Origin of the sequence: Rhodococcus sp. YH3-3, assembly GCF_001653035.1 — a bacterium.
In the GTDB taxonomy this organism is placed as follows: Bacteria; Actinomycetota; Actinomycetes; order Mycobacteriales; family Mycobacteriaceae; genus Rhodococcus_F; species Rhodococcus_F qingshengii.
Map to the genome: position 1 here is coordinate 755182 of NZ_BCWH01000001.1, position 21570 is coordinate 776751.

Annotated in this window: 21 protein-coding genes; 16 read left to right on the forward strand and 5 right to left on the reverse strand. The window is 62.0% G+C overall.

Annotation, left to right across the window (positions count from 1 at the left end):
• Positions 1-35 precede the first annotated feature (35 nt).
• Complete coding sequence (locus tag YH3_RS03600) at positions 36-779, forward strand: IclR family transcriptional regulator (protein WP_007731643.1); 744 nt, start codon at positions 36-38, stop codon at positions 777-779.
• A 5-nt stretch (positions 780-784) separates the two neighbouring features.
• Here YH3_RS03600 and YH3_RS03605 read toward each other — a convergent pair whose 3' ends face one another.
• Positions 785-1966 (reverse strand): multidrug effflux MFS transporter, encoded by a 1182-nt coding sequence (locus YH3_RS03605; RefSeq protein WP_019746495.1) that lies wholly within the window; start codon positions 1964-1966, stop codon positions 785-787.
• Between the two features lie 7 nt (positions 1967-1973).
• Positions 1974-2825, reverse strand: coding sequence for an alpha/beta fold hydrolase (locus tag YH3_RS03610; RefSeq protein WP_007731641.1), 852 nt, complete (start codon positions 2823-2825; stop codon positions 1974-1976).
• Between the two features lie 101 nt (positions 2826-2926).
• Here YH3_RS03610 and YH3_RS03615 point away from each other — a divergent pair, with 101 nt between their 5' ends.
• The 15 genes from YH3_RS03615 (at position 2927) to YH3_RS03685 (ending at position 16647) form a co-directional block, all read left to right on the forward strand.
• The gene (locus tag YH3_RS03615) at positions 2927-3412 is read left to right on the forward strand and encodes a MaoC family dehydratase N-terminal domain-containing protein (protein WP_007731639.1); all 486 of its coding nucleotides are present in this window, start codon (positions 2927-2929) and stop codon (positions 3410-3412) included.
• On the forward strand, positions 3409-3807 hold the full coding sequence (locus YH3_RS03620; protein WP_064442998.1) for a hypothetical protein: 399 nt from the start codon (positions 3409-3411) through the stop codon (positions 3805-3807). The genes YH3_RS03615 and YH3_RS03620 overlap by 4 nt, the downstream gene beginning before the upstream one ends.
• Before the next feature lie 81 nt (positions 3808-3888).
• Entirely contained in the window at positions 3889-5178 is a 1290-nt protein-coding gene (locus YH3_RS03625; protein ID WP_007731634.1) for a Rieske 2Fe-2S domain-containing protein, read from the forward strand.
• Positions 5179-5526: 348 nt separating this feature from the next.
• The gene (locus YH3_RS03630) at positions 5527-6663 is read left to right on the forward strand and encodes a peptidase dimerization domain-containing protein (protein ID WP_238592516.1); all 1137 of its coding nucleotides are present in this window, start codon (positions 5527-5529) and stop codon (positions 6661-6663) included.
• Positions 6663-7619, forward strand: coding sequence for a 3-(2,3-dihydroxyphenyl)propionate dioxygenase (locus YH3_RS03635; RefSeq protein WP_007731630.1), 957 nt, complete (start codon positions 6663-6665; stop codon positions 7617-7619). Before YH3_RS03630 ends, YH3_RS03635 begins: the two co-directional genes overlap by 1 nt.
• Positions 7620-7649: 30 nt before the next feature.
• The gene (locus YH3_RS03640) at positions 7650-8522 is read left to right on the forward strand and encodes an alpha/beta fold hydrolase (protein ID WP_064442999.1); all 873 of its coding nucleotides are present in this window, start codon (positions 7650-7652) and stop codon (positions 8520-8522) included.
• Between the two features lie 109 nt (positions 8523-8631).
• Entirely contained in the window at positions 8632-9588 is a 957-nt protein-coding gene (locus tag YH3_RS03645) for an NAD(P)-dependent oxidoreductase (protein WP_064443000.1), read from the forward strand.
• 204 nt (positions 9589-9792) lie between these two features.
• The gene (locus YH3_RS03650; RefSeq protein WP_007731624.1) at positions 9793-10776 is read left to right on the forward strand and encodes an ABC transporter substrate-binding protein; all 984 of its coding nucleotides are present in this window, start codon (positions 9793-9795) and stop codon (positions 10774-10776) included.
• Positions 10773-11636 carry an ABC transporter ATP-binding protein gene (locus YH3_RS03655; protein WP_202970096.1) on the forward strand — a complete coding sequence of 288 codons (864 nt, stop codon included), beginning with the start codon at positions 10773-10775 and terminating at the stop codon, positions 11634-11636. Before YH3_RS03650 ends, YH3_RS03655 begins: the two co-directional genes overlap by 4 nt.
• On the forward strand, positions 11633-12469 hold the full coding sequence (locus YH3_RS03660) for an ABC transporter permease (RefSeq protein ID WP_019746502.1): 837 nt from the start codon (positions 11633-11635) through the stop codon (positions 12467-12469). Before YH3_RS03655 ends, YH3_RS03660 begins: the two co-directional genes overlap by 4 nt.
• Before the next feature lie 13 nt (positions 12470-12482).
• Positions 12483-13268: a class II aldolase/adducin family protein gene (locus YH3_RS03665; protein WP_054188628.1), complete on the forward strand. Its 786-nt coding sequence runs from the start codon at positions 12483-12485 to the stop codon at positions 13266-13268.
• A gap of 150 nt (positions 13269-13418) precedes the next feature.
• Positions 13419-14429, forward strand: a complete 1011-nt coding sequence (locus YH3_RS03670) for an NAD(P)/FAD-dependent oxidoreductase (protein WP_064443001.1) — start codon at positions 13419-13421, stop codon at positions 14427-14429.
• A gap of 3 nt (positions 14430-14432) precedes the next feature.
• The gene (locus YH3_RS03675) at positions 14433-14753 is read left to right on the forward strand and encodes a DUF362 domain-containing protein (protein WP_007731605.1); all 321 of its coding nucleotides are present in this window, start codon (positions 14433-14435) and stop codon (positions 14751-14753) included.
• A complete protein-coding gene (locus YH3_RS03680) occupies positions 14753-15577 on the forward strand; it encodes an alpha/beta fold hydrolase (protein ID WP_064443002.1) in 825 nt (274 codons plus the stop codon). The genes YH3_RS03675 and YH3_RS03680 overlap by 1 nt, the downstream gene beginning before the upstream one ends.
• A 167-nt stretch (positions 15578-15744) precedes the next feature.
• Positions 15745-16647, forward strand: coding sequence for an IclR family transcriptional regulator (locus YH3_RS03685; protein WP_007731601.1), 903 nt, complete (start codon positions 15745-15747; stop codon positions 16645-16647).
• An 11-nt stretch (positions 16648-16658) separates the two neighbouring features.
• On the opposite strand, the gene YH3_RS03690 is transcribed toward YH3_RS03685, so the two are convergent.
• The 3 genes from YH3_RS03690 to YH3_RS03700 are packed head-to-tail and all read right to left on the reverse strand — an operon-like array spanning position 16659 to position 21532.
• Positions 16659-18182: an AMP-binding protein gene (locus YH3_RS03690; RefSeq protein WP_064073555.1), complete on the reverse strand. Its 1524-nt coding sequence runs from the start codon at positions 18180-18182 to the stop codon at positions 16659-16661.
• 15 nt (positions 18183-18197) lie between these two features.
• Positions 18198-19145 (reverse strand): zinc-binding alcohol dehydrogenase family protein, encoded by a 948-nt coding sequence (locus YH3_RS03695; RefSeq protein WP_007731598.1) that lies wholly within the window; start codon positions 19143-19145, stop codon positions 18198-18200.
• Between the two features lie 50 nt (positions 19146-19195).
• Complete coding sequence (locus tag YH3_RS03700) at positions 19196-21532, reverse strand: CoA transferase (protein ID WP_228232382.1); 2337 nt, start codon at positions 21530-21532, stop codon at positions 19196-19198.
• Between the last annotated feature and the right edge of the window lie 38 nt (positions 21533-21570).

The window sequence follows — 21570 nt, forward strand, 5'->3', positions numbered from 1 at the left end:
GTGGACCACATTCTGTGTACTGGAGGCGCTCGGCGATGCATTCGTTGCTGGGGAAAGCGCGCCTGATACTCGATTCCTTCGATGCGGATTCGGGTGCGCTGTCGCTGACCGAACTTGCGAATCGGAGTGGTGTTGCGAAGGCGACGGTGCATCGAATAGCCGGTGAACTGGTGTCTCTTGGTCTACTGGAACGGGTCGGAACCAAGTACAGGTTGGGGTTACGGCTCTTCGAACTGGGGCAGTTGGTTCCTCGTCAACGTATTCTGCGCGAGGTGTCCTTGACGTATGTGCAGGATCTTCACGCGGCGACCCGGGAGACGGTTCACCTCGCGATTCGCGACGGCCTCGATGTTCTGTACATCGACAAGATCTCCGGTCATCACGGGGTGGACCTGCCGTCGCGGGTGGCTGGCCGGCTGCCGATGTATGCCACGGCAACCGGCAAAGCGATACTCGCGTACTCACCGGATTCCGTTTTTCGAGCGGTGACAGGCAACGGATTTGTCGAGTTCACCGATCGGACGGTGAACTCGGAAGACGGGTTACGTAGGCAACTCGACGCTGTTCGTTCGCAGCAGTTGGCGGTCGAGACCGAAGAGGTTCGCCTGGGAACATCGAGTATCGCTGCCCCGATCTTCGGTGGACTTGGTGAAGCAGTTGCCGCGATCGGTGTGTCGAGTCCGCGGTATCGAATGGACACCGAGCGTTTTGCCGAACCGTTGCGCGCGGCGGCCGAAGGGATCAGCCGGAAGGTATCGGTTCTCGAACGCTCGGCATAACCGTTTTATCGACGCACGCAGAGCAGCGCGATCACGCCGAGAACCGAAGCCCCGGTCATGGAGATGGCCACGGCAAGACTGGTGTTGCCGAGAAGGCCGACGATGGGCGCAACCACAGCGGCAGCGCCGAACTGCGCAAATCCGATCAGCGCGGCTGCTGAGCCTGCGGCTTCTCCGTGACGGGACAGTGCAACCGCCGGTGCGTTGGGCATGACAAAACCCGTTGCGCAGAGCATCAGCAGGATGGGGACGGCAAACCCGACGAATCCCCACGAGTCGGTGGCGGCAACAACAACAAATGCAGCGCCGACGGCACTACTGCCCCACATTGCCCAGATCGTGATGGAATTCGGCGACCACCGGCCGAGAAGCACGACGTTGAGCTGGGACGAACCGATCAGAACGACGGCGCCGCCGGCAAAGGCAAATCCGTATGCGGTGGCGCTCAGTCCGAACTGTTCCTGCATCACGTAGGACGACGCGGCGATGTACGACCACAAAACGCCGCGGCCGAGACCGCACACGAGCACCAACACCATGAAGTGGGCATCCTTGCCGAGCGCAATGTAGTTTCGCGCGATGGCGCCGATGCCCTTGCCCGACCGATTCTCGGGTGGAAGTGTTTCCGGCAGCGATACTGCCGCGAGTGCGATCATCGCGATGCCCAGGATGAAGAGAGCGAGAAAGACTCCGCGCCACTGTGTTACGGACATCAGTGCCCCGCCGATGGAGGGGGCCAGGATGGGCGCTACGCCCATGACCAACATCAGCCGCGAAAGTACAACTGCCGCATCGTGTCCGGTGAATAGATCACGAACGATTGCCATCGCGATCACGCCTGTCGCGGCGGCGCCGAAACCTTGAAGGGTTCGCAGCGCAGTGAGGACTTCGATGGACGGAGCAAAGAAGCAGGCCAACGACGCGCCGACGTGAATTACTGTGCCCACGAGCAGGGGACGTCGACGTCCGTAGATGTCGGACAGTGGGCCGATGAGCAACTGGCCGAAAGCCAGACCCAGCAGTGTGCCCGTCAGGGTCAGCTGAACCATCGTGTCCGACGTACCGAATTCCTGCGTGATCTGTGGCAGCGCAGGAAGATACATGTCGACGGTGAACGGCCCGAGGGCGGTGAGAATTCCGAGAAGCAGTACCAATCGGATCCGTGCACCGCCCCTCGGGGCGATCACCGTTCGTTCAGTTGTGCTGTTGGTCAAGGAAACCCGAAACTACACTGTAGTAGTCGTATGGTCGTTCTTCCTGAAGATGATGCGACGCCTTGTCCATGATGTAGAGATGGCCATGGGGAATCATCCGCGCAAGCATGAGCGGGTAGTCCGGGGTGAGAAATGCGTCGTGCATGCCCCAGGCGAAGAGCGTCGGCGCCTGGATCTGGCCGAGTTCAGCTGTGAGATCCTGCCAATCGCCACGAGGTGAGTCCGCCGAGGCAGCCAGGGCCATTTCTTCGGGGTCGAGACTTTGCTCGTATCGCATCTGGAGGGTTTCGGCGGGCAACTTCGATCCGTCGAACCATTCGAGACTGGTGATCAAGGTGCGGAGTTTTTCGAGGGTGGGGCCGGTGCCGCCGTAGTAGACGTCGCGGGCGTTGCGGCCACGACGGCCATCCTCGGGGAGCGGCGCGAGTGGACCGTAGAAGACGGGCATGCTGCCCGTGATCACCAGGGAGCGAACGCGTTCCGGGTACTTTGCCGCAAGATTGAGCGCTATGGTGCCGCCCCACGAGTTGCAGACGAAGTCTGCGCGTTCGATTCCGAGTTCGTCGAGCAGGGCAACCACCTTGGCGGCGTGGAAGTCCCACATTGGGCCGGCGATGGTGCACTTGTCGGACCGACCGTATTGCAGCAGATCAACGAGAATCGCTCGTCGATCCGAGGCGAAGAGCGGTGCCACCGGCCCGAAGTCGGACCACGCAGTGCAGCCGGGGCCGCCTCCGTGCAGGAAAATCGTGGGGTCGCCCTCGCCGAGGTCGTAGTAATGGAATGTGACGCCATCTGCTTTGGCGTACAAGCTCTTCGGTTGATCAGCCATGGCTATACCTGACCTCGAGGTGAGCGGTATGGGAAGTATCGCGGTCCGGCAGGCGAACCCGGTTCGTGGCTGTGAGACTTCCGAATGCCTAGCGTGCTGGCATGAGAACAGAACTCGAGCACGCGCGTGATCGCGCAGAGGCGATGATCGGTACGCGGGAAACGCGAGAGTTGGGAACGGTGCGTCCGGCGGAGTCGGTTGCGTTTGCGGTTGCCACCGCCGAGACGGACCCCCGGTTTCTCGACCCGGAGCACCCGGCATTTGCCGTCCATCCGATGTATCTGCCTTCGCTTTTGCGAGGACCGCAAGGTGGCTCCGATCGAGAGTACCGAGCAGACGGCATGTTCCGTGACGAAGTGCCGGGCACAGACGGTATCGACGTGCGCTTGATGGCCGGCGGGCAGAGTGTGACTTTCTTGCGACCGGCCCCGCTGGGTGAGGCTGTCGTCGTAGGGCGAGTACTCGATACCGTGACGACCAAGGGCCGGGCTCCGGACGAGTTTCTGCTGCTCTCGGTCACCAAGACTTACCGGGGTGCGCAGTCCGGCGCATTCGCCGAGGTCGTCGAGAAGTTCATCGTCCGATGACCGAAACAGTAGTCGTGGGCACGCCGATCGAATCGGTGACCTTGGTCTGCGATCCGGTTCGGATCCTTCGATTCGGGGCGTCGACGCACAATTCGCACCGTATTCACTACGACGCCTCCTATGCGCAGACGGAGGGGTTGTCCGCACCGGTGGTCATGGCCCAGTTGCAGGGCACGCTGTTCTTTCGTGCCGCGTCACACTTTGCCGGTGGATACGAAGGAGTTGTGTCCGTCTCCTGGCAGAATCGTGCGCCCGCGCCCGTCGGAACCACACTCGAGGTGTCGGGTGAAGTGTCCCAGATCAACAGTGACCAAATAACTTTGGCATTGCGGGAGCATTCGGACAATGGCGTGCTGTGTGCCGTCGGAACCGCTGTGGTGGTCCGGGTCTGCTGAGCGAACCGAATCCATTGGCGTAGACCGCAATCTCACCCAAGATCTGTTTCATTCAAACGTTCAGTGTCGAGAGGACTTCACATGACTGGTGTCGAGGCGTCGGAAGCCACGTTCGCGCTGCCCGAGCGGCCACGAGCGGCCGGTCGGCAGGATTGGACGGCATGGCCGGGTTACAACGCAGCCGGCAGCGGATACCGCGGTTACTGGTACCCGGTCACGTGGTCGAACCACATCACCAAAGACCCCAAGAGCTTCACCATCTGTGGTGAAAAGCTGGCGATCATCCGCGACGCAGGCAAGGCATATGCCCTGCACGATCGGTGCCCGCACCGCGGCGTTCCGTTGTCCGAGGGCGATCAGCAGTTCCCGGGAACTGTCAGCTGCCCGTACCACGGCTGGACGTACCGGCTCACTGACGGCAAGCTGGCCGCGGTCATCACCGACGGTCCGGATTCCAAGATCTGCGGCAAGCTGAACGTCCAGACCTATGCGATCGAGGAGCGACTCGGTCTGGTGTGGGTGTACATCCCGATCGCCAACGAGCCGGCGCCGTCCATCGACGACCAGTTGCCGCGTGAGCTGGTGGAGAACAAGGGTATCGTCGGTGGTCGGATTCAGCCCCGAGAAGGCAACTGGCGCTTCGCATGTGAGAACGGTTTCGACGAGGGACATGCGAAGTACCTGCACCGCACCGCATTGTGGCGTCTGTTCAAGCCGATGCCGACGTGGAACATCACGAGCATCGTTCCGGAGGGACGCTGGATCTACCGCGTGCAGGAAGAGGTGTACTGGGAGGCGGAATTCCCGGGCGTGGGAACCTGGACGAACAAGCGGTGGTGGAAGAAGAAGCCGGACGAGACCCAGATTTCGCAGATCGGAAACGTCGGCGCCGGTCTGGACGTCAATCCTGTGATCGCAGCTCAGAACTTCCCCGGTTTTGCTTCACTGTCCATGCCGGGTGTCCTGCGCATCGCGTACCCCAAGTTCATTCACTACGAGTTCTACGTCCCGGTGGACGAAGACAACCACAAGTACGTCGGCCTCATGGTCAACTTCGTCTCCGGCGCAGCAAAATTGGGCTTCTACGCCAAGTACCTCGGCGCGATCCGCTGGCTGTTCCACGGTCAGTTCTCGGGTCAGGATGCGTGGATGGTCGAGGTCACCGACGCACCGCCGGAGAAGCTGTACCGACCGGACGTGTCGCTGACGACGTGGCGAAATCTGGCAGAGGAAGAGTACGCCGAGAAGATCGCCGACGCGGCCAAGCACACCCCCAAGGCGCCGGTCAGGCCCACCCGAGAGCGCCGGACGCCAACGCCCCGCTCGGCCCCTGTCGCCGACGCTCAGATTCCCACCGGCACCAGCGAATAGGAGAGATACATGTTCAAGATTCTGACGGCTGTCGCTATCGGTGCCGCTGTTGCAGTGGCAGTTCCCAAGCTGTGGCAGCTGGCCGGCGAGCGCAGCAATACTCAGGTACATCAGGTCAATCCATGACCACTGCGAGGGCCGATGCTCTCGCAGGCCTAGGCGACGAGCGCCGGGAATGGGTCGAGCGAGCCTACGCCCATGTCGATCGTGCGCGATTGCGGGATCTCGCCACTTCGGTGGTCAACATTCCCAGTCCGACGGGTGACGAAGCACCGCTGGCCCGCCACATCACGGCGGTCCTGGCAGCGTCGGGGGGCGGGGGCCCCCCAGGGCATCGAGGCCCACACAATGGATCTCGATGATCGGCAGGCGAACTCGTGGGGAAGGCTCCGCGGTGACGGGTCCGGACCGGACCTGTTGCTGTATGCGCCGATCGACACCGTCACGACCGGCGATCCGGCGGAAGACCTGCCGTGGGTGGGAAATGAGCTGCGAGCGGATCTGACGCCGCACGCCCAGTTCGACGAGAACTACGTGATCGGATTGGGTGCGTCGAACCCCAAAGGCCACGCCGTCTGCATTGTCGCGGCGGCCGAAGCAATTGCCGCAGCCGGTATTCCGCTCCGCGGTGACCTGGTGCTCGGATTCGGCGCCGGTGGTATGCCAACCAATGCCCGCCCCGGTGTCGGAAACCCCCGACGCAACACCGGCCAGGGCGTCGGCTGCTCGTTCCTCCTGGAACAGGGAGTGTGGGCGGACTGCGCGTTGATCGCCAAGCCCGGCTGGACGGTTTCCTGGGAAGAAGTGGGACTGGCCTGGTTCGAGATCACGGTGCACGGTCTGCACACCTACGTCGGCTCGCGCCACCGGTTGCCGTACCGCAACGCGATTACCGCAGCCGGCGAGGTGGTCGCCAAGTTGGAGGAATGGTTCCCGAAGTACTCGGCGGCGCATCAGGACGGTTTGGTTGCGCCTCAGGGGATCGTTGCCAACATCCGCGGCGGGTGGGAGCGAACAGCGTCGTTCACCCCCGAGCAGGTGCGCCTTACCGTTGATCTACGGCTCAGCCCGCGGACGACGCCCACCGCGGCCAAGCGCGAACTCAAAGCCGTCGTTGCGGAGATCGCACAATCGCTGGATCTGCAGATCGACGTCGAACAGGTTCTTGCCATCCCCGGTGAGGGTTCCGACCCTCGAATGTGGTTGCGCCGCGCCGCAGTCCACGCGTGGGAAGCTGCCGAAGGAGAGCCGCATCAGAACTTCTTCGACGCGAGTGGAGCCACCGACGCAAACATCCTGCGCAGCCGCGGCATCCCGACGATTCGGGTGGGTATGCCCAAGGTGGTCGACGCACCGTTCGAGGTGGACTTCGCGATGGGGATGAACACTGTGGATCTGGCTGCGGCGGAGAGATTTACGAAGTATCTGATCCGAGTGGCCCTCGACACCGTCACCCGCTCGCTCGAGGAAGTAGGAATCGACTGATGGCGAAGATAGTTCTGGGTATCGGTGCCTCCCACAGCACCTTGATGAACACCCATTGGGAAGAGACGACGCACAAGGCGGAGGCCGAACGCTTCCGGGACGCGCTGTATCTGAGCCGGGAGAAGATCGCGGCGTCGAAACCCGATGTTGTCTTGATTCTCGGCTCCAACCACTTTCGCGGTTTCTGGCTGGATCTGATTCCGGCGTTCACTCTCGGCGTCGGAGAGTGCATTTCCAGTGGCGAGTCAGGAACACCCAAGGGGCCGCAACGGGTCGACGTGGAGTTCGCCAGGCACCTTGCAAACGAGCTGATCGAAGGTGGCCGGTTCGATCTTGCCTACTCGGCGCGATTGCAGATCGATCATGGTCAGTCTCACGCGATTCAGTACCTTCTCGACGGAATCGATGTTCCGATAGTTCCGTTGGTGGTCAACGTATTCGCGCCGCCCCTCCCGACGTTCAAGCGATGTGAGGAAGTGGCGAAGGCCCTGCGGGATGCCGTTGCGTCGTATCCGGCGGATACCCGGGTCGTGGTGATCGCGTCCGGTGGATTGTCTCATCGTCTGCCCTGGCCGGACTGGCGGGATCCGCACGGTGAGGACGAGGATTTCATGGTTCAAGCCTGGCTGGACGGCCGGGAGAACTGGTCCGACTACGACGTCCGGCGACGCCAGATCATCCGCGCAGCCGATGCCGCGATCACTCCGGAGTTCGATGACCGAATTCTTGATCTGTTTGCCAGCGGCAAGGCAAGTGAGCTTGCCGAGTTCACGACGCAGCAGATCGAAGACGAGGCGGGCAACGGTGCGCAGGAGTTGCGGACCTGGCTCATGATGGCCGCGATGCTCGACTACGTTCCGGGTGAACGCCTTGCCTACGAAGCGATTCCCGAGTGGCTCACCGGTATGGGTGTCACGATTCTCGATCCAGCTGGAACAGACAGCGCAACAACATAATCTGCACCTTCAGTAAAGGAAGTTTCTCTGATGACAATCTGGAACGAACTTGCCGGGCTCGATTTCGAGTTGACGACCGTCGACGCCGGCGGTGTGCCCACGCGCTCTCTGCAGGCAGGATCCGGTGACGAGGCCGTGATCTTCCTGCACGGCACCAGCGGACACCTCGAGGCATTTGCACGCAATATTGCACCGCACGCCGAGTCTTACCGGGTTCACGCGATCGACATGCTCGGCCATGGTTACACCGGCAAGCCTGACTACCCGTACGAGATTCAGCGCTACGTCGAGCATTTGGTGAACTACCTCGACGCGGTCGGGCTGGACCGTGTGCACTTGGTGGGTGAAAGCCTCGGTGGTTGGGTCGCTGCCTACCTGGCCAGCGAGCAGCCCGAACGTGTTCTGTCGCTGCAGTTGCTGGCAGCAGGCGGAACAGTCGCGAACCCGGTAGTCATGGAGCGCATCAAGACGTCGACTGCGAAGGCCGTCCAGAGCGACGACATCGAATTGACCCGCGCACGTATGCAGTTGCTCATGCATGATCCCGCCGATGCAACCGAGGAATTGGTTCAGGCTCGTCACCGGATCTACCATCAGCCTGATTTTGTCGCCAACATCCACAACCTCCTTTCCTTGCAGGAGATGGAGGTTCGCCAGCGGAACCTGCTGCGCCCGGATCGAATGGCACTCATCAAGGCGCCGACTCTTGTGGTCTGGGGTCAGGAAAATCCGTTCGGTGATGTTCCGGAAGCGAAGAAGATGGCCGAGGATATTCCGGGCGCTCAGCTCGAACTCTACTCGGAGTGCGGTCACTGGCCGCAGCACGAGCAGGCAGCGAAGTACAACCCGCTGAGCCTCGAGTTCTTGGCAAAGGCATCAGCCAGCGCGAAGGCAGCTATTTGAGAAGTTCCTGCCAAATATGCTGCTGCGTAATGGAGCCGGTCTCTCGATTGGGAGGCCGGCTTCCGCGTTTTCGAAAGTACAGTCATCGTCTTACAGCGAAGGAGTTCTCGTGAAGAAAGTACTTCTGCTGACGGCCGACGCCGACAACGGACTCGGTACCGCAATCCGTGACGCCGTCAGGGGTGAGGCGGAGGTAGTTCGATTACCTGAGCGCACCACGGGGGCGCTCCGTGCGGAGTTGCCGACATGCGACGTCGTGGTGGGGGACTGGAGTGGTGATCTGCCACTGGGCAAGGAGGAAGCAGAGCTCGGCCGGAATGTGCTCCTCGTCCAACAGCCCGGTGCCGGAACCAATTTCATCGATGCCGAAGCCTGGCGCGCCGCCGGAGTTCCGGTGGCGAATACTCCCGGTGCAAACGCGAATTCGGTTGCGGAGTGGGCAGTGCTCGCGGCAGGTGTGTTGTGCCGCTCCATGTTCTGGGCGCACAACGCGGTTACCGATGGTCGATGGCCACAGGAATCCATCCTGACGCGCGATTGCCGCGATCTGGCGCAGCGCCGGGTCGGCGTCGTAGGTGTCGGTTCGATCGGCCGCCGGTGTGCAGAATTGTTTGCCGCCTTCGGTTGCGACGTCTACGTCACCGCGCGTTCGAGACCGCGTGACACTGTGGCTGCGACGTTTGTGTCACTCGACGAGTTACTGCCTCTCGCGGATGTCCTGGTGCTGGCCGTCCCGCTTACGGAATCAACTCGGGGACTGATCAATTCCCATCGAGTTGCGCAGTTGCCCACCGGAGCGATCGTGGTCAATGTGGCGCGCGGCGCTGTCGTCGACGACGCGGCATTGGCGCGTGCCTTGCGTTCCAGGCATGTCGGCGGCGCTGCCCTCGATGTGTTCGACGTTGAACCACTACCGATTTCGAGCCCGCTCCGTGGATTCGATTCGACCCTCCTGAGCCCGCACGTCGCCGGCGGCAGCGCCGGAGCGCGTGCGTCGATCTATTCGATGACGGCGCAGAATGTCGCCAGTGCGCTGCGCTCGCAGACAATTCGGTGGACATTGTGATTCGGTGGACATTGTGATCGAGGGCCGTGTTACCGAAGTATTTCGGTCCGCACGTTCCTCCAGGTGCAGTGTTTCGCCGAGGTAAGTTCCTGTCCCCGGTCCGCACGGTGGACCCGGTTGGTTCTCGGGTGTAGGTACACACAGCTAGGTTTGCTCTCCACGACCCGCAACTGCGGCACAGATCACAAACAAAGGTGTGAGTAGATGGCCTCGCTGTCAAAGTTTGGAAGGACTGCTCTTGTTTCGGCTGCGCTGCTGCTGACCGTTGCAACCGGCGCATGCAGCCGCCCGGCGACGCAAAGCACAGCTGATTCTGCCGGAAGTGGACCACTGCGTATCGCAGTCGGAATCGATGCTTCCTACGCTCCGTTCTTCGTAGCGGATCAGGAAGGCATGTTCGACGCTGCCGGTTTGGACGTCGAACTCGTCCAGTTCGGTCGTGGTGGCGAGGCCGTCGACGCACTCTCGACCGGGCAGGTCCAGATCGCCGGTAGCTCCGATACGACAACGATCGCCCAGTTGCGTCAGAATCCGTCGTTGCGCGCGATGTACTCGTACGAGGCGTCGGGTGACTACATCAAGGTCGTGCTGCGTAACGGTGTCGACTCACCGGCTGCGATCAAGAAGATGGGCATCGTCCCGGGTCTCAGCCAGATTTCGACGGACAAGTACCTCGCTGCCAACTCCATTGCCCCCGGTTCGGTCGAGATGATCTCGGCGACCCCGACGGACATGCCCGCACTGCTCAGTCGCGGCGACATCGACGGGTTTGTCCTGTGGGAGCCGTGGCCGGCCACCGCCCTGGATCAGGGAACCGGCCACGTGGTGGCAGTAACCGGAGACTACGGCTGGTTCTATCATCATTGGGCGATCACGACGGCTCCGTGGTTGTCGGCCAACGAAGAGACAGCGCGAACCGTCGCGAAGGTGCTCGACGAGGCAACGCGCAAGGTCGAGTCGGATCCGGGCGTGGCAGCGTCCGCGACCAAGGCGGCTGTGAACGTCAGCGAGGATCAGACTATTGCCGCGGTGGACGAGATCGACTTCGCCGTGGTGAATCTCGAAGCTGCGGATGTCGAGTCGGCTCAGTCGATCGTAGATTTCTACAAGTCGATCGGTGTTCTCAGCGACCAGCCGGATCTCGAATCGGCAATGCTTCTGGATTGGTACAAGGATGGTGCACAGTGAGTATCGCAACAAGTGGTTCAACGACCAGCTCGACGAATAGCGCGGGGACAGCCGGCCCCGGCAAGAAGAACACCGGTGTTGCCATCGACGTGGTCGACCTCGGAATCAGCTTCGGCGCGGCGGAGATCGTCGCCGGAATCGACATGCACGTGCAGCCAGGTGAATTCGTCTGTCTGCTCGGTCCGAGTGGCTGCGGCAAGTCGACGCTGCTGTCGTCCATGGCCGGCTTCGTGGAACCCAGCGCCGGCGAGATCGTGTGCGACGGAGATGTCGTCGCCGGCAGTAACCGCCACGCCGGCATGGTGTTTCAGAGCTCCGAAGCGTTGTTCGAATGGATGACCGTGAGCCAGAACGTGGCCTACGGCCCCAGGATGCGTGGAGCGAACCGCAGCGAGCAGGCGAGTATCGCGGCCGAGTACCTCGCGATGGTCGGCTTGCCCCACGCGGGTGCGAAGTTCCCCTCGCAGCTGTCCGGCGGTATGCGGCAACGTGTTCAGATCGCACGAGTTCTTGCCAACCAGCCGTCGTTGGTTCTCATGGACGAGCCGTTCGGTGCGTTGGACGCTCAGACTCGTCAGGTTCTGCAGACCGAACTCGACCGTATCTGGCGGCACACCCGCTGCACCGTGGTATTCGTGACTCACGATATCGACGAGGCACTGACGTTGGCTGACCGTGTGATCGTGATGTCGGCCGGCCCGCGGGCCCGGATCAAGAGCGTCTACGAGGTCAATGCGGCTCGTCCGCGAGACCGCAACGATCCCGACGTGATCGAGCTCTACGAGAAGCTGCGGGACGACATTCGGGCAGAAGTGGTTGCGTCGCTGCGGAACCAAGGCATTGAGGAGGACGAGCTGTGACGGCTGTAGTGACCGGTGGTTCAGCCGGTGTGAGAACAGCGAAGGTGGCGGAGACAAAAAAGCGTTCGTCGGCGCGGCGATCCAAGATTGTCAAAGCGACGCTGATGTATGCAGCCTCAGCGGCAATCGGTTTGGGCATCTGGTCGTTCCTGGCGTGGTGGTACGGGCCGACCACCATTGCATCACCGGCCGAAGTATGGTCGGCGGCACAGGAACTGTGGGAGAGCGGCGTTCTGTGGTCGTCGATCACCGCATCGGGTCAGCGAATTCTCATCGGCTGGTTCCTGGGTGTCGTGATCGGTGCTCCCGTCGGAATTCTGATGGGCCGCATTTCCATCGTGCGACAGCTCCTCGATCCGTACATCGAGTTCTTCCGGTTCATTCCGCCTATTGCGTTTGTCACTCTCGCCGTCGTCTGGTTCGGCATCGGTGAGACGTCGAAGGTTGTTCTGATCTTCTACACCTCGGTATTCATCGTCACGGTCAGCACGATTGCCGCGACTGTAGCGATCAGCGAGAACAAACTGCAGGCAGCGGCAAATCTTGGTGCCAACAAACTTCAGATCATGAAGACGGTGGTCTTGCCGTCGTCGATCCCCGGCATCGTCACGGGCGCTCGCCTGGCGATGGGCAACAGCTTCCTCACCATCGTGTCGGCGGAGATCGTCGCCGCCGACCAGGGTATCGGTTCGATGATCTGGCAGGCTCGAAACTACGGCCGGATCGACTGGACGTTCGTCGGCATCATCGTCCTGGGCATCATGGGCTTCATCTTCGACCGGATTCTCCGCATTCTGTCCTCGCGGTACCTCGCCCGTTACGGCGTCAAATAGTCAGGAGCGCAGCATGAATCACCCGCTGAGCATTGCCGAGCAGGCCGGAATTCCGGGACCGCCCGAGTTCACCGATATCGAGAGTGAGCGGCGTCGTCGCAAGACCGCTGTCATCGGCGGGTATCGGATTTTGTCGAAATTCGGTTTGGACGAGGGAATCTCGGGACATATCACCGCCCGAGACCCAGAAGATCCGGAGACTTTCTGGACTGCGCCGTTCGGGCGGCACTTCTCCCAGGTTCAGCCGGAGGAATTGCTGCATGTGGCGTCGGACGGCGCGGTCATTTCCGGAGACGGACCGCTCAACCGAGCAGCGTTTGTCATCCACAGCAAGGTTCACGAGGCTCGTCCCGACGTCATCGGAGCTGTTCACGCTCACGGTTTGAACGGTAAGGCGTTCTCCTCGCTGCACACCCGCCTAACGCCGATCACTCAGGACGCGTGCGCCTTTCACGAGGATCACTCGATCTACGAGGAGTATCACGGGGTGGCGCTGGACGAAGAGGAGGGGATTCGCATCGCGGATGCCCTCGGATCGAACAAGGCCGTGATCCTCACCAACCACGGTCATCTGACCGTCGGAACTTCCGTGGAGAGCGCAGTGTGGTGGTATGTGTCGATGGAGCGGTCGATGCAGGCGGAGTTGACGGCGCGAGCCGCCGGTGATCCGGTTGTCCTGCACGAGAAGATCGCGGCGCAGACCTACGAAGCAGTCGGCACCGAGAAGGTGGGGTGGTTTGCGTACTCGACCATCATCCAGAAGATCGCAGCAGACGAACCCGAGGTATTCGCGCACTGAATTCTTCGCGCACTGAATTCCTGCGAGCATTGGGCCCGTCGACCGAGAGGTCGGCGGGCCCTTTTCGTGTTGTCCCGCAACTGTTACCGAGGTCTGTTGAGCGGACCGGTTTCATTTGCGTGAGTCCGTCGGCGCAATACCGTATCGAGTGTGAACAAAACGTCTTCCACGGCGACCGACAACGAGATCGGCGTCGATATTCTGATCATTGGTGCCGGCCCCGCCGGGCTGTACGGCGCGTACTACGCAGGCTTCCGCGGCCTCTCGGTTGCCGTGATCGATGCCCTTGCGGAACCGGGGGGACAGGTCAGTGCGATGTACCCGGAGAAGGCGATCCTCGACATCGCGGGATTCCCTTCGGTCAAGGGACGCAACCTCATCGAGGGTTTGATGGCGCAGGCTGCCCCGTTCGATCCGGTGTACCTTCTGGGCATGCAGGCTCGTGAGCTGTCGCATGACGACGACGGCCGGGTGCGGATCACCACCAGCACGGGCCAGGTCGTGGTGGCCGGCGCGGTTGTCATCACCGGCGGCATCGGAACCTTCACCCCGCGTCCGTTGGCGAAGGGTTCGGAGTTCATGGATCGGGGGCTGAGTTACTTCGTCCCGGATTTGTCGGCGCACACCGGGAAAGACGTTGTCATCGTCGGTGGCGGCGACAGCGCGTTCGACTGGGCCGTTCACCTGGAACCGATTGCCAAGTCCGTCACCCTGGTTCACCGGCGAGATCGTTTCCGCGCGCACAAATCCACAGTCGCCAAGGTGCAGGAAAGCAGTGTCCAGGTTCTCGTCAACGCCGATGTCTCGGCGGTACGTGGAAACGGGTGGATCGGCGAGGTCGACATCACCCACAGACAAGACAAGAGCACGTCCACGCTGCCCGCTCAATCCGTCATCGCTGCATTGGGATTCACGGCCGACCTCGGTCCGATGATGGAGTGGGGAATCGAGATCGACAATCGCCACATCGCGGTGAACACACGGATGGAGACGAATGTTCCGCGTGTGTATGCCGCCGGGGACATCACGGACTATCCCGGCAAGGTCCGCTTGATCGCCGTCGGTTTCGGCGAGGCCGCGACTGCGGTGAACAACGCTGCGGCAGTGCTGGATCCGGAAGCAGAAATCTTCCCTGGACACTCCACCGAACAGGAGAGCTAGGCAATGGCATTTGTCATCGGTGAAGCATGCATCGACTACACGGACCGATCGTGCATGGAAGAATGCCCCGTGGATTGCATCTACGAGGGTGATCGCAAGCTCTACATCAACCCGAACGAATGCATCGATTGCGGCGCTTGCGAATTGGCCTGCCCGGTGGAGGCGATCACCGTCGACCGGAAAGCAGACCCGGATTTCAAGGAAGACAACAAGCGCTTCTTCCTCGAGGTCTTGCCTACCCGTAGCGAGCCCGTCGGAAATCCGGGTGGTTCGGCAAAGATCGACATCGTCGGCGTCGATACCCCGATGGTTGCGGCGTTCTGATGGCTGGCGGCCTGCAACTCGGATACGTTGATTCGTCTTTCGGGCAATTGCATTACGCGCAGCAAGGTTCGGGTGAGGCGATTCTCCTGCTTCATCAGGCGCCCCGGTCGTGGGACGAGTTCCGCGAGTTCATTCCACTCCTTGCCGACGACTTCCGCGTTGTCGCGATGGACATGCCGGGGTACGGCAACAGTGCTCCGGTGCCCGGCCCGCAGACCATCGAGACCTATGCGCGAGGCGCGTGGGAATTGCTCGACACCCTGGGCGTCGATCGAGTCACGGTCATCGGTCACCACACCGGTGCGGCAGTGGCGCTCGAGATGGCGGCATCACGCCCCGAGAGGGTGCACGCTGCCGTGCTCTCGTCGTGCCCGTGGACCGACCGCAACTACCGCGAGGGGCACTCGGGACCCGGTGGGATCGACTGCGTCGACCGGGCCGCAGACGGTAGCCATCTCACCAGGCTGTGGGAGATGCGTCGCCCCTACTACCCCGAACCAGGCACCGCACTGCTCGACAGGTTCATCCGAGACGCGCTTGCCTACCGGGTAGATCCGGCGGAGGGGCACAAAGCCTGCGCCCGCTACGTCATGGAGGCGAGAGTCGGTTCGGTGACTGCGCCGGTTTTGCTGATCGGCGCGCAGAAGGATCCCTTCTCGATGCCTAACATTGCGCCGTTGCGTGCACACCTGACGGGTGCGGCAGTGGTGGAAACGGAGATCGTCGAATCGGGGACCGTCGCACTCGTCGAGGAGCACGCTCCGCAGGTTGCATCCGCCGTCCGCATGTTTCTGGAGAATTACGCAGGTAGGCGCCCCGTGTAAACTCTGCGGGACGGGTTCACTGAGCGGACCGTGTGGCGTGCGTCTCATCGTGTCGTCACCATAGTGTCAGTCTCGAAGCACCTGCACCTAACGAGGACCCCGACCGATCTCGGTCGTTGTGGCACTCGGTCTCGGCAGGCTGTCACAGATCGTTCAGGAGGACACTCATGGCCGCTCCACAACAATCCGTCGGGTTCGGATCCGTACTACCCATCGCGTCGGAAACGACCGCTGCATCGCAGCCTGCAGGTGAACTGTCCTCGGTCCTGGGCAAGGCTCGAATGATCTTGGACGCTTTCGACACCGACCACAGTGACCTGTCTCTGACGGAGCTCACCCGGCGCAGTGGGGTCGCGAAAGCGACGGTTCACCGGTTGGCCGGCGAGCTGGTCGAGTGGGGATTGCTCGAGCGCGCGGGTACCAAGTACCGGCTCGGCCTGCGATTGTTCGAGCTGGGCCAATTGGTGCCGCGTCAGCGGATTCTGCGCGACGCGGCGCTGCCGTACATGGAGGACCTACTACTGGCGACGCAGGAGACGGTTCACTTTGCGGTTCGTGACGGCATCGACGTCCTCTACATCGAGAAGATCATCGGACACCGCGGGCTCAATCAGCAGTCGCGGGTGGCCGGTCGGCTCCCGCTGTACTGCACCGCCACCGGCAAGATCATCCTTGCCTTCTCCCCGCAATCGGTCTTCGACGAGGTAGTCGAGCAGGGTTTCACCGCCTTGACCAGTCGAACGACGATGTCCGTCAGCGTGCTGCGCCAGCAAACCGAGCGGATGCGTAAGGAACAACTCGCGGTGGAGGTCGAGGAGACACGGCTCGGGTACATGAGCGTCGCAGTGCCGGTGTTCAGCGGCCCGCGCACTCTGGCCGGCGCGTTGTCTGTGACAGCGCCGACGGCTCGCCTCAACGTCAGCCGCATCACCGGGGCCCTGCGCACTGCCGGCGCCGGAATCACCCGAAAACTTCATGCCATGAAGTGCACACATTCGCCGAGCGACCCGCTGGCTCTGCGCACGATCTGCAGTCCGGTGATGTGTTCGTTCAACGGTTGCGGCAAGTAGCGAGGCGCGGTCTATCGCCGGGCGCGGAACACGCTCTTCTCGCAGTCCCAGGTGTGTGGGCCGACGCCCCTCTCACGTAGCACTGCTTTCTGTACCTTGCCGGTTTCGGTGAGTGGCAACGTGTCCACGACGTCGATGTACCGGGGAAGTGCAAAGTACGGCAGCTGTTGCTGGGAGAACTCCAGAATCGAAATGGGGTCGAAAGATACTCCGGGGCGCAGTATTACAGTTGCCATGACGTCGTCCTCGGCCAGATCCGACGGTACCGGGAAGACGGCAACCTGACCGACCGACGGATGCAACGCCAGAACGGTTTCCACTTCGGCCCCGGAAATATTTTCACCGCGGCGCCGAATCACGTCTTTGATGCGATCGACAAATCGGAACCAGCCGTCTGCTTCCCGAATCACCCTGTCACCGGTCTGTATCCAACTCTCCGTCGCCGGAATCTCCTCGCCCAGATAGCCCAGTGAACAGGCGCCGGGGATCGTGCTGCGGACCACCAGTTCGCCGGGCTCCCCGTCTGCGGCCGCAGTACCGTCGTTGACGACTGCGGCGTCGTAGCCACTCATCACCCGCCCCATGTACCCGGCCCGCCGATCTCCCGGAAGTGTGCCGATCACGAGATTGGTTTCGGTACTTCCGAATCCGTCCACGAGTTCTACACCGAATCTCTGGGCAAACGGTTCGATCAGATGAGCCGGCGTTGCGGGGGCAAGTGCCACGTGGACGCTGTGCTGTCGGTCTTGCGGCGATGGGTCCGCGTTCATCAACATGGCCACCATCGCACCCAGCAGGTAGTCGACAGTTGCGCCGATCTCGCGAACTTCGCGCCAATGATTGCGGACCGAAAAGCGTTGTCCCAGGAAAAAAGTAGACCCGGCCCAAAGGGACTGAACAAAGGCATTGAGAGCATTGGTGTGAAACAGCGGCAGGCAGTTGTACAGCACATCGTCCCCGGTGAGCCCGAGTGAGGCGCCGACGCCTTTGCCCCACTGCAGGAACTGCGCGTGCGGGCATCGGACGCCTCGGGGCAGACCGGTGGTGCCGGAGGTGAAGAGTATCGCGGCCAGGTCGAGCGGATCGAGGGTCTCGGGCTCACAGCCCGGATGCGAACCGGCAGTGGGGACGCACTGTTCACCCATGACCCACACGGTGCCGTCGAATCCGGCTACAGCGCCTGAGTATTCGGGTGAAACCAGGATCCGTTGTACACCAGCCTGTTCGAGTGCGCCGGCAACACTGTCGGCTCGGAGGGCCGTATTGAGTGGGACGACAACCGCACCGATCCACGCGCATCCGAGAACAAGGTCTGCCAGTTCGATCCTGTTGCCGGACAGTGCCGCCACGCGCTCCCCACGGCCGACACCGTGATTACGGAGATCCGCCCCCATCGACGCTGCACGATCCCGCAATTCGCGGTAGGTGACCGTGATCCCGTCGACGACGAGCGCCGGGTGCTCCGGACGCTCCAAAGCTCGCCTCCGGATCAAATCCGGAAGCGAGCGCGGAATGGCATGTGCGTCGTGGGGCATGGGTAATTGTATCCCTCAGGGTACGACGACGGCCCGGCCGGCAACCTTGCCCTCACCCATCAACTGCAGTGCCGTTGCGATGTCATCCAGCGGAAACTCCTGCACTGCAACGGAAATCTTGCCTTCGATGAGCAGCCGGATCATTTCAGGTGCCAGTTCGGCTTGCCGGGCAGTCTTGCGAATCATGTTGACGGGCAGGATCCGGACATCGCTGAGCAACCAGTTCGGCAAGTCCAGGGTGAGGCTCTTACCCAAGGTATATCCGATCAGGGCAGCCCGGCCACCGGGGACAACACTCGCCAGAAGGTGCGGCAAGCCGTCGCCGCCAAGCGTGTCGATCACGGCGTCGACGGAAGGCTCGGATCCCACCACTCCGGCAAGTTCGTCGCCTTGCCCGACGACGGGACGCACACCCTCCGGAAGCAAGGCAGCCTGATCTTCGCGCGGTACAACACCGATTACCTCGGACGCTCCGGCAAGCAGAGCGAACTGTGCTGCCATCGATCCGACAGCGCCGGATGCTCCGGCGACAACAACTCGTTCGCCGGGAGCGACGGCTGCAATGTCGTTGACGGCAACATAGCCGGTTGTGCTGGGCAGGAAGAAGGTTGCGGCGACGGCCGGCGACAGTGCGGGATCAAAGGGTGTGAACGCCTTGTCTGCCGCTACCAGATACTCAGCCCAGCAACCGTTCTTGAACAGGCCGACTCCGCCGCCTCGGACCAGAAGGCGGGTGCCAGGCTCATAGGTGTCGGATTCGATTACCGTCGCCGCTCCGTCTGTTCCACCGATATGTGGCAGGTTCGGCTTGACTCCGAAGTTTCCGCTCGCGACGGTGATGTCGAGATGGCCGAGCGCGGCAGCGTCGATGCGCACGAGCGTCTGACCGGATTCACGTGTGGGAATGTCGATGTCGTCGATGACCGGTGAAGTGCCGAACTGATGGAGTCGGGCCGCGCGCATTGTCTCTCCTAGTAGCGATCTGTGAATGGATGTACTGAATATGAGTGCGGTCAGGACAGGATCGACTGGTCGCGAAGTCCGGCGATCAGTTCGTCGCTGTATCCGAGCACCGACTCGAGGACGTCGTCGGTGTCCGCGCCCAGCACCGGCGCAGCGCGTCGGATCGAGCCGGGTTCGGAGTTCCGGCGAACGGGGATGCCTTCGTGGAGGAATGTTCCGGCGAGGGGATGTTCCTGTGCCGAATAGAAACTGCGTGCCCGAAGATGTGGATCGCTCTCGACCAGGTCGCGTCCGTCCTGGACGGTGCCGGCCGCGATACCCGCCGATTGCAAGCGTTCCATGACGGTTTCGGGTGACAGAGTCCTGGTCCAGTCGGCGATGGCGTCGTCGATACGTTCGTGATCGGCTTGGCGGCTTTCTGCACTCGCGAAGTCAGGATTGCCGATCCATTTCTCTGCTTCGATGATGCGGCACAATGCATTCCATTCCGTGGTATCGCGAACGGCAATCGAGCACCACCGGTCGCTGCCGAGGCACGGGTACACGCCGTGTGGTGCCAGTTCGTGATGGCTGTTGCCGATCGGATCGGGGGACTGTGACCGGGCGGCTCGGAGAACGCTGGTACCCATGTGCGCTGCCATGGCTTCGAGTTGTGACAGGTCTACGTGCTGTCCCCGGCCGGTCCGGTCGCGGTAGTCGAGGGCTGCCAGCATCGCGACGCCGGCTTGCAGTCCGGCGACGATGTCGCCATGGCCGTAGATGACTCCGACAACGTCATCGGCGTTCCAGCCGGTCAGTGCGGTCAAACCGGTACTTGCCGAAACGATGTCGGCATACGACACCCAGTCCTTGCGAGGACCGGTGTGACCCATCCCGGACATCGACACGTAGATGATGTCCGGTTTGAGCTCCCGGAGTTGTTCGTAGCCGAGCCCCATCTTGTCCATGACCGACGAGCTGAAATTCTCGACCACGACGTCGGAGTTCCTGATCAGGTCGCGCAGTACCGAAAGGCCCTCTGCGGATCGGGTATCGAGTGTGATGCTGCGCTTGTTGCGGTTGACGTCGTTGAAGTACCCGCTGGTGTTCGGATTGTCGTGCGGTCCTCGCGAGAGATGCATGAAAGGTGCAAAGCGAGTCGGGTCCGGGCGTCCGATCGATTCGACCTTGATGACATCGGCACCGTGGTCGGCAAGGATTCTGGTGCCGTACGGGCCCGCCAACACCCACGTGAGATCCAGGACGCGGACACCTTCGAGGCTGGGCGTGCTGCCACCGCTGAACTCGTGGGTTTCGTTCACTGCCACAGGCGAGGTGGCCTTCAAGAGTTCCTGATGCTGGCCCAACCGGGCAGCCTCGAGCGTTCCGATGCGCCGGCCTTCGGGGAAAGCGAAGCCGAACCCGAGATCGCGGTAGGTACCGTGATCTCCGGTCACGTCGGTGAAGAAGTCCCGGTCGTTGAGTTGCGGGTTACGCAGCAGTTCTTCGGGCCGGTCGACCGCTGCCCACGGCAACTTGCGTGACTGCGCGCTGACCGCGAATTCTTCCTTCGGCCACTTCGCGATGAAGGCGGACAGAACGTCGAAAATGTGTTCCTGATGCGTCTTTCGGTAGACCGCGTCGGACCACTCCGGTTGATCGAGATCGTCCTGAGCATCGTTGTCGATCAGCCAGGCCAGCATGCCGTCCCACATGCGGGGGCTACCGCCGAGGCCGCCACCGACATAACCGTCGGCGGCCTGGAACAGTCCGTGCGGAACGAGCGGATGTACCCGGCCCGGACGCGGTGGTACGCGGTCCTCGTGAATGTAGGCAAGAGTGCCCGCTTCCAGCGCGGCGGCAACACATTCCTGAGCGCTGATCTCCAGCAACGGGTTGTGGCCCTTGGATCGCGAACGCAGTCCGAGAAGCACGCCGATTGCGGCATTGATTCCGGCGAGCTGCTCAGCCTGGAGTTCGGGGAGCAGCAGTGGAGGGTGCTCGGGATCGCCGACCTGGGCCATCATCCCGCCGAGTGCCGCGACGGTCAGATTTGTTGCCTTCCAGTCACTTCGCGGTCCGGTTGTGCCGAAGGGTGTCACTCGTACGTGAACGAGAGATCCTCGGTTGTCGCGTAGAGCGCCGGTCGCGCTGCCGTCGAGCAGGACGTCGGCACTGCGCAGCAGTGCTTCGAAAGCGAGGCGATCGTTGCTGTCGTCGATATCGAGGACAACGGACTTCTTGCCCGCATGCCAATGCAAGTACGAATCACCCTGGGACTCGGTGCGACTGGGGTCACCGGTGGGTGGTTCTACCAGAATGACTTCGAAACCCAGCCCGACCAGGATGCGCCCGGCGAATCGCGCAAACGGACTGGAAATCTCTACGACCCGTACCGGGGGATGCACCACAACTACTCCGTTTCAATCGAAAGATATCGCCGAAC

Coding starts and splice junctions, on each gene's coding strand:
- YH3_RS03665 (WP_054188628.1), top strand. CDS start 12,483: ATGAATCACCCGCTGAGCATTGCCGAGCAGGCCGGAATTCCGGGACCG.
- YH3_RS03600 (WP_007731643.1), top strand. CDS start 36: ATGCATTCGTTGCTGGGGAAAGCGCGCCTGATACTCGATTCCTTCGAT.
- YH3_RS03690 (WP_064073555.1), bottom strand. CDS start 18,182: ATGCCCCACGACGCACATGCCATTCCGCGCTCGCTTCCGGATTTGATC.
- YH3_RS03615 (WP_007731639.1), top strand. CDS start 2,927: ATGAGAACAGAACTCGAGCACGCGCGTGATCGCGCAGAGGCGATGATC.
- YH3_RS03685 (WP_007731601.1), top strand. CDS start 15,745: ATGGCCGCTCCACAACAATCCGTCGGGTTCGGATCCGTACTACCCATC.
- YH3_RS03695 (WP_007731598.1), bottom strand. CDS start 19,145: ATGCGCGCGGCCCGACTCCATCAGTTCGGCACTTCACCGGTCATCGAC.
- YH3_RS03635 (WP_007731630.1), top strand. CDS start 6,663: ATGGCGAAGATAGTTCTGGGTATCGGTGCCTCCCACAGCACCTTGATG.
- YH3_RS03630 (WP_238592516.1), top strand. CDS start 5,527: ATGGATCTCGATGATCGGCAGGCGAACTCGTGGGGAAGGCTCCGCGGT.
- YH3_RS03640 (WP_064442999.1), top strand. CDS start 7,650: ATGACAATCTGGAACGAACTTGCCGGGCTCGATTTCGAGTTGACGACC.
- YH3_RS03625 (WP_007731634.1), top strand. CDS start 3,889: ATGACTGGTGTCGAGGCGTCGGAAGCCACGTTCGCGCTGCCCGAGCGG.
- YH3_RS03675 (WP_007731605.1), top strand. CDS start 14,433: ATGGCATTTGTCATCGGTGAAGCATGCATCGACTACACGGACCGATCG.
- YH3_RS03610 (WP_007731641.1), bottom strand. CDS start 2,825: ATGGCTGATCAACCGAAGAGCTTGTACGCCAAAGCAGATGGCGTCACA.
- YH3_RS03620 (WP_064442998.1), top strand. CDS start 3,409: ATGACCGAAACAGTAGTCGTGGGCACGCCGATCGAATCGGTGACCTTG.
- YH3_RS03680 (WP_064443002.1), top strand. CDS start 14,753: ATGGCTGGCGGCCTGCAACTCGGATACGTTGATTCGTCTTTCGGGCAA.
- YH3_RS03650 (WP_007731624.1), top strand. CDS start 9,793: ATGGCCTCGCTGTCAAAGTTTGGAAGGACTGCTCTTGTTTCGGCTGCG.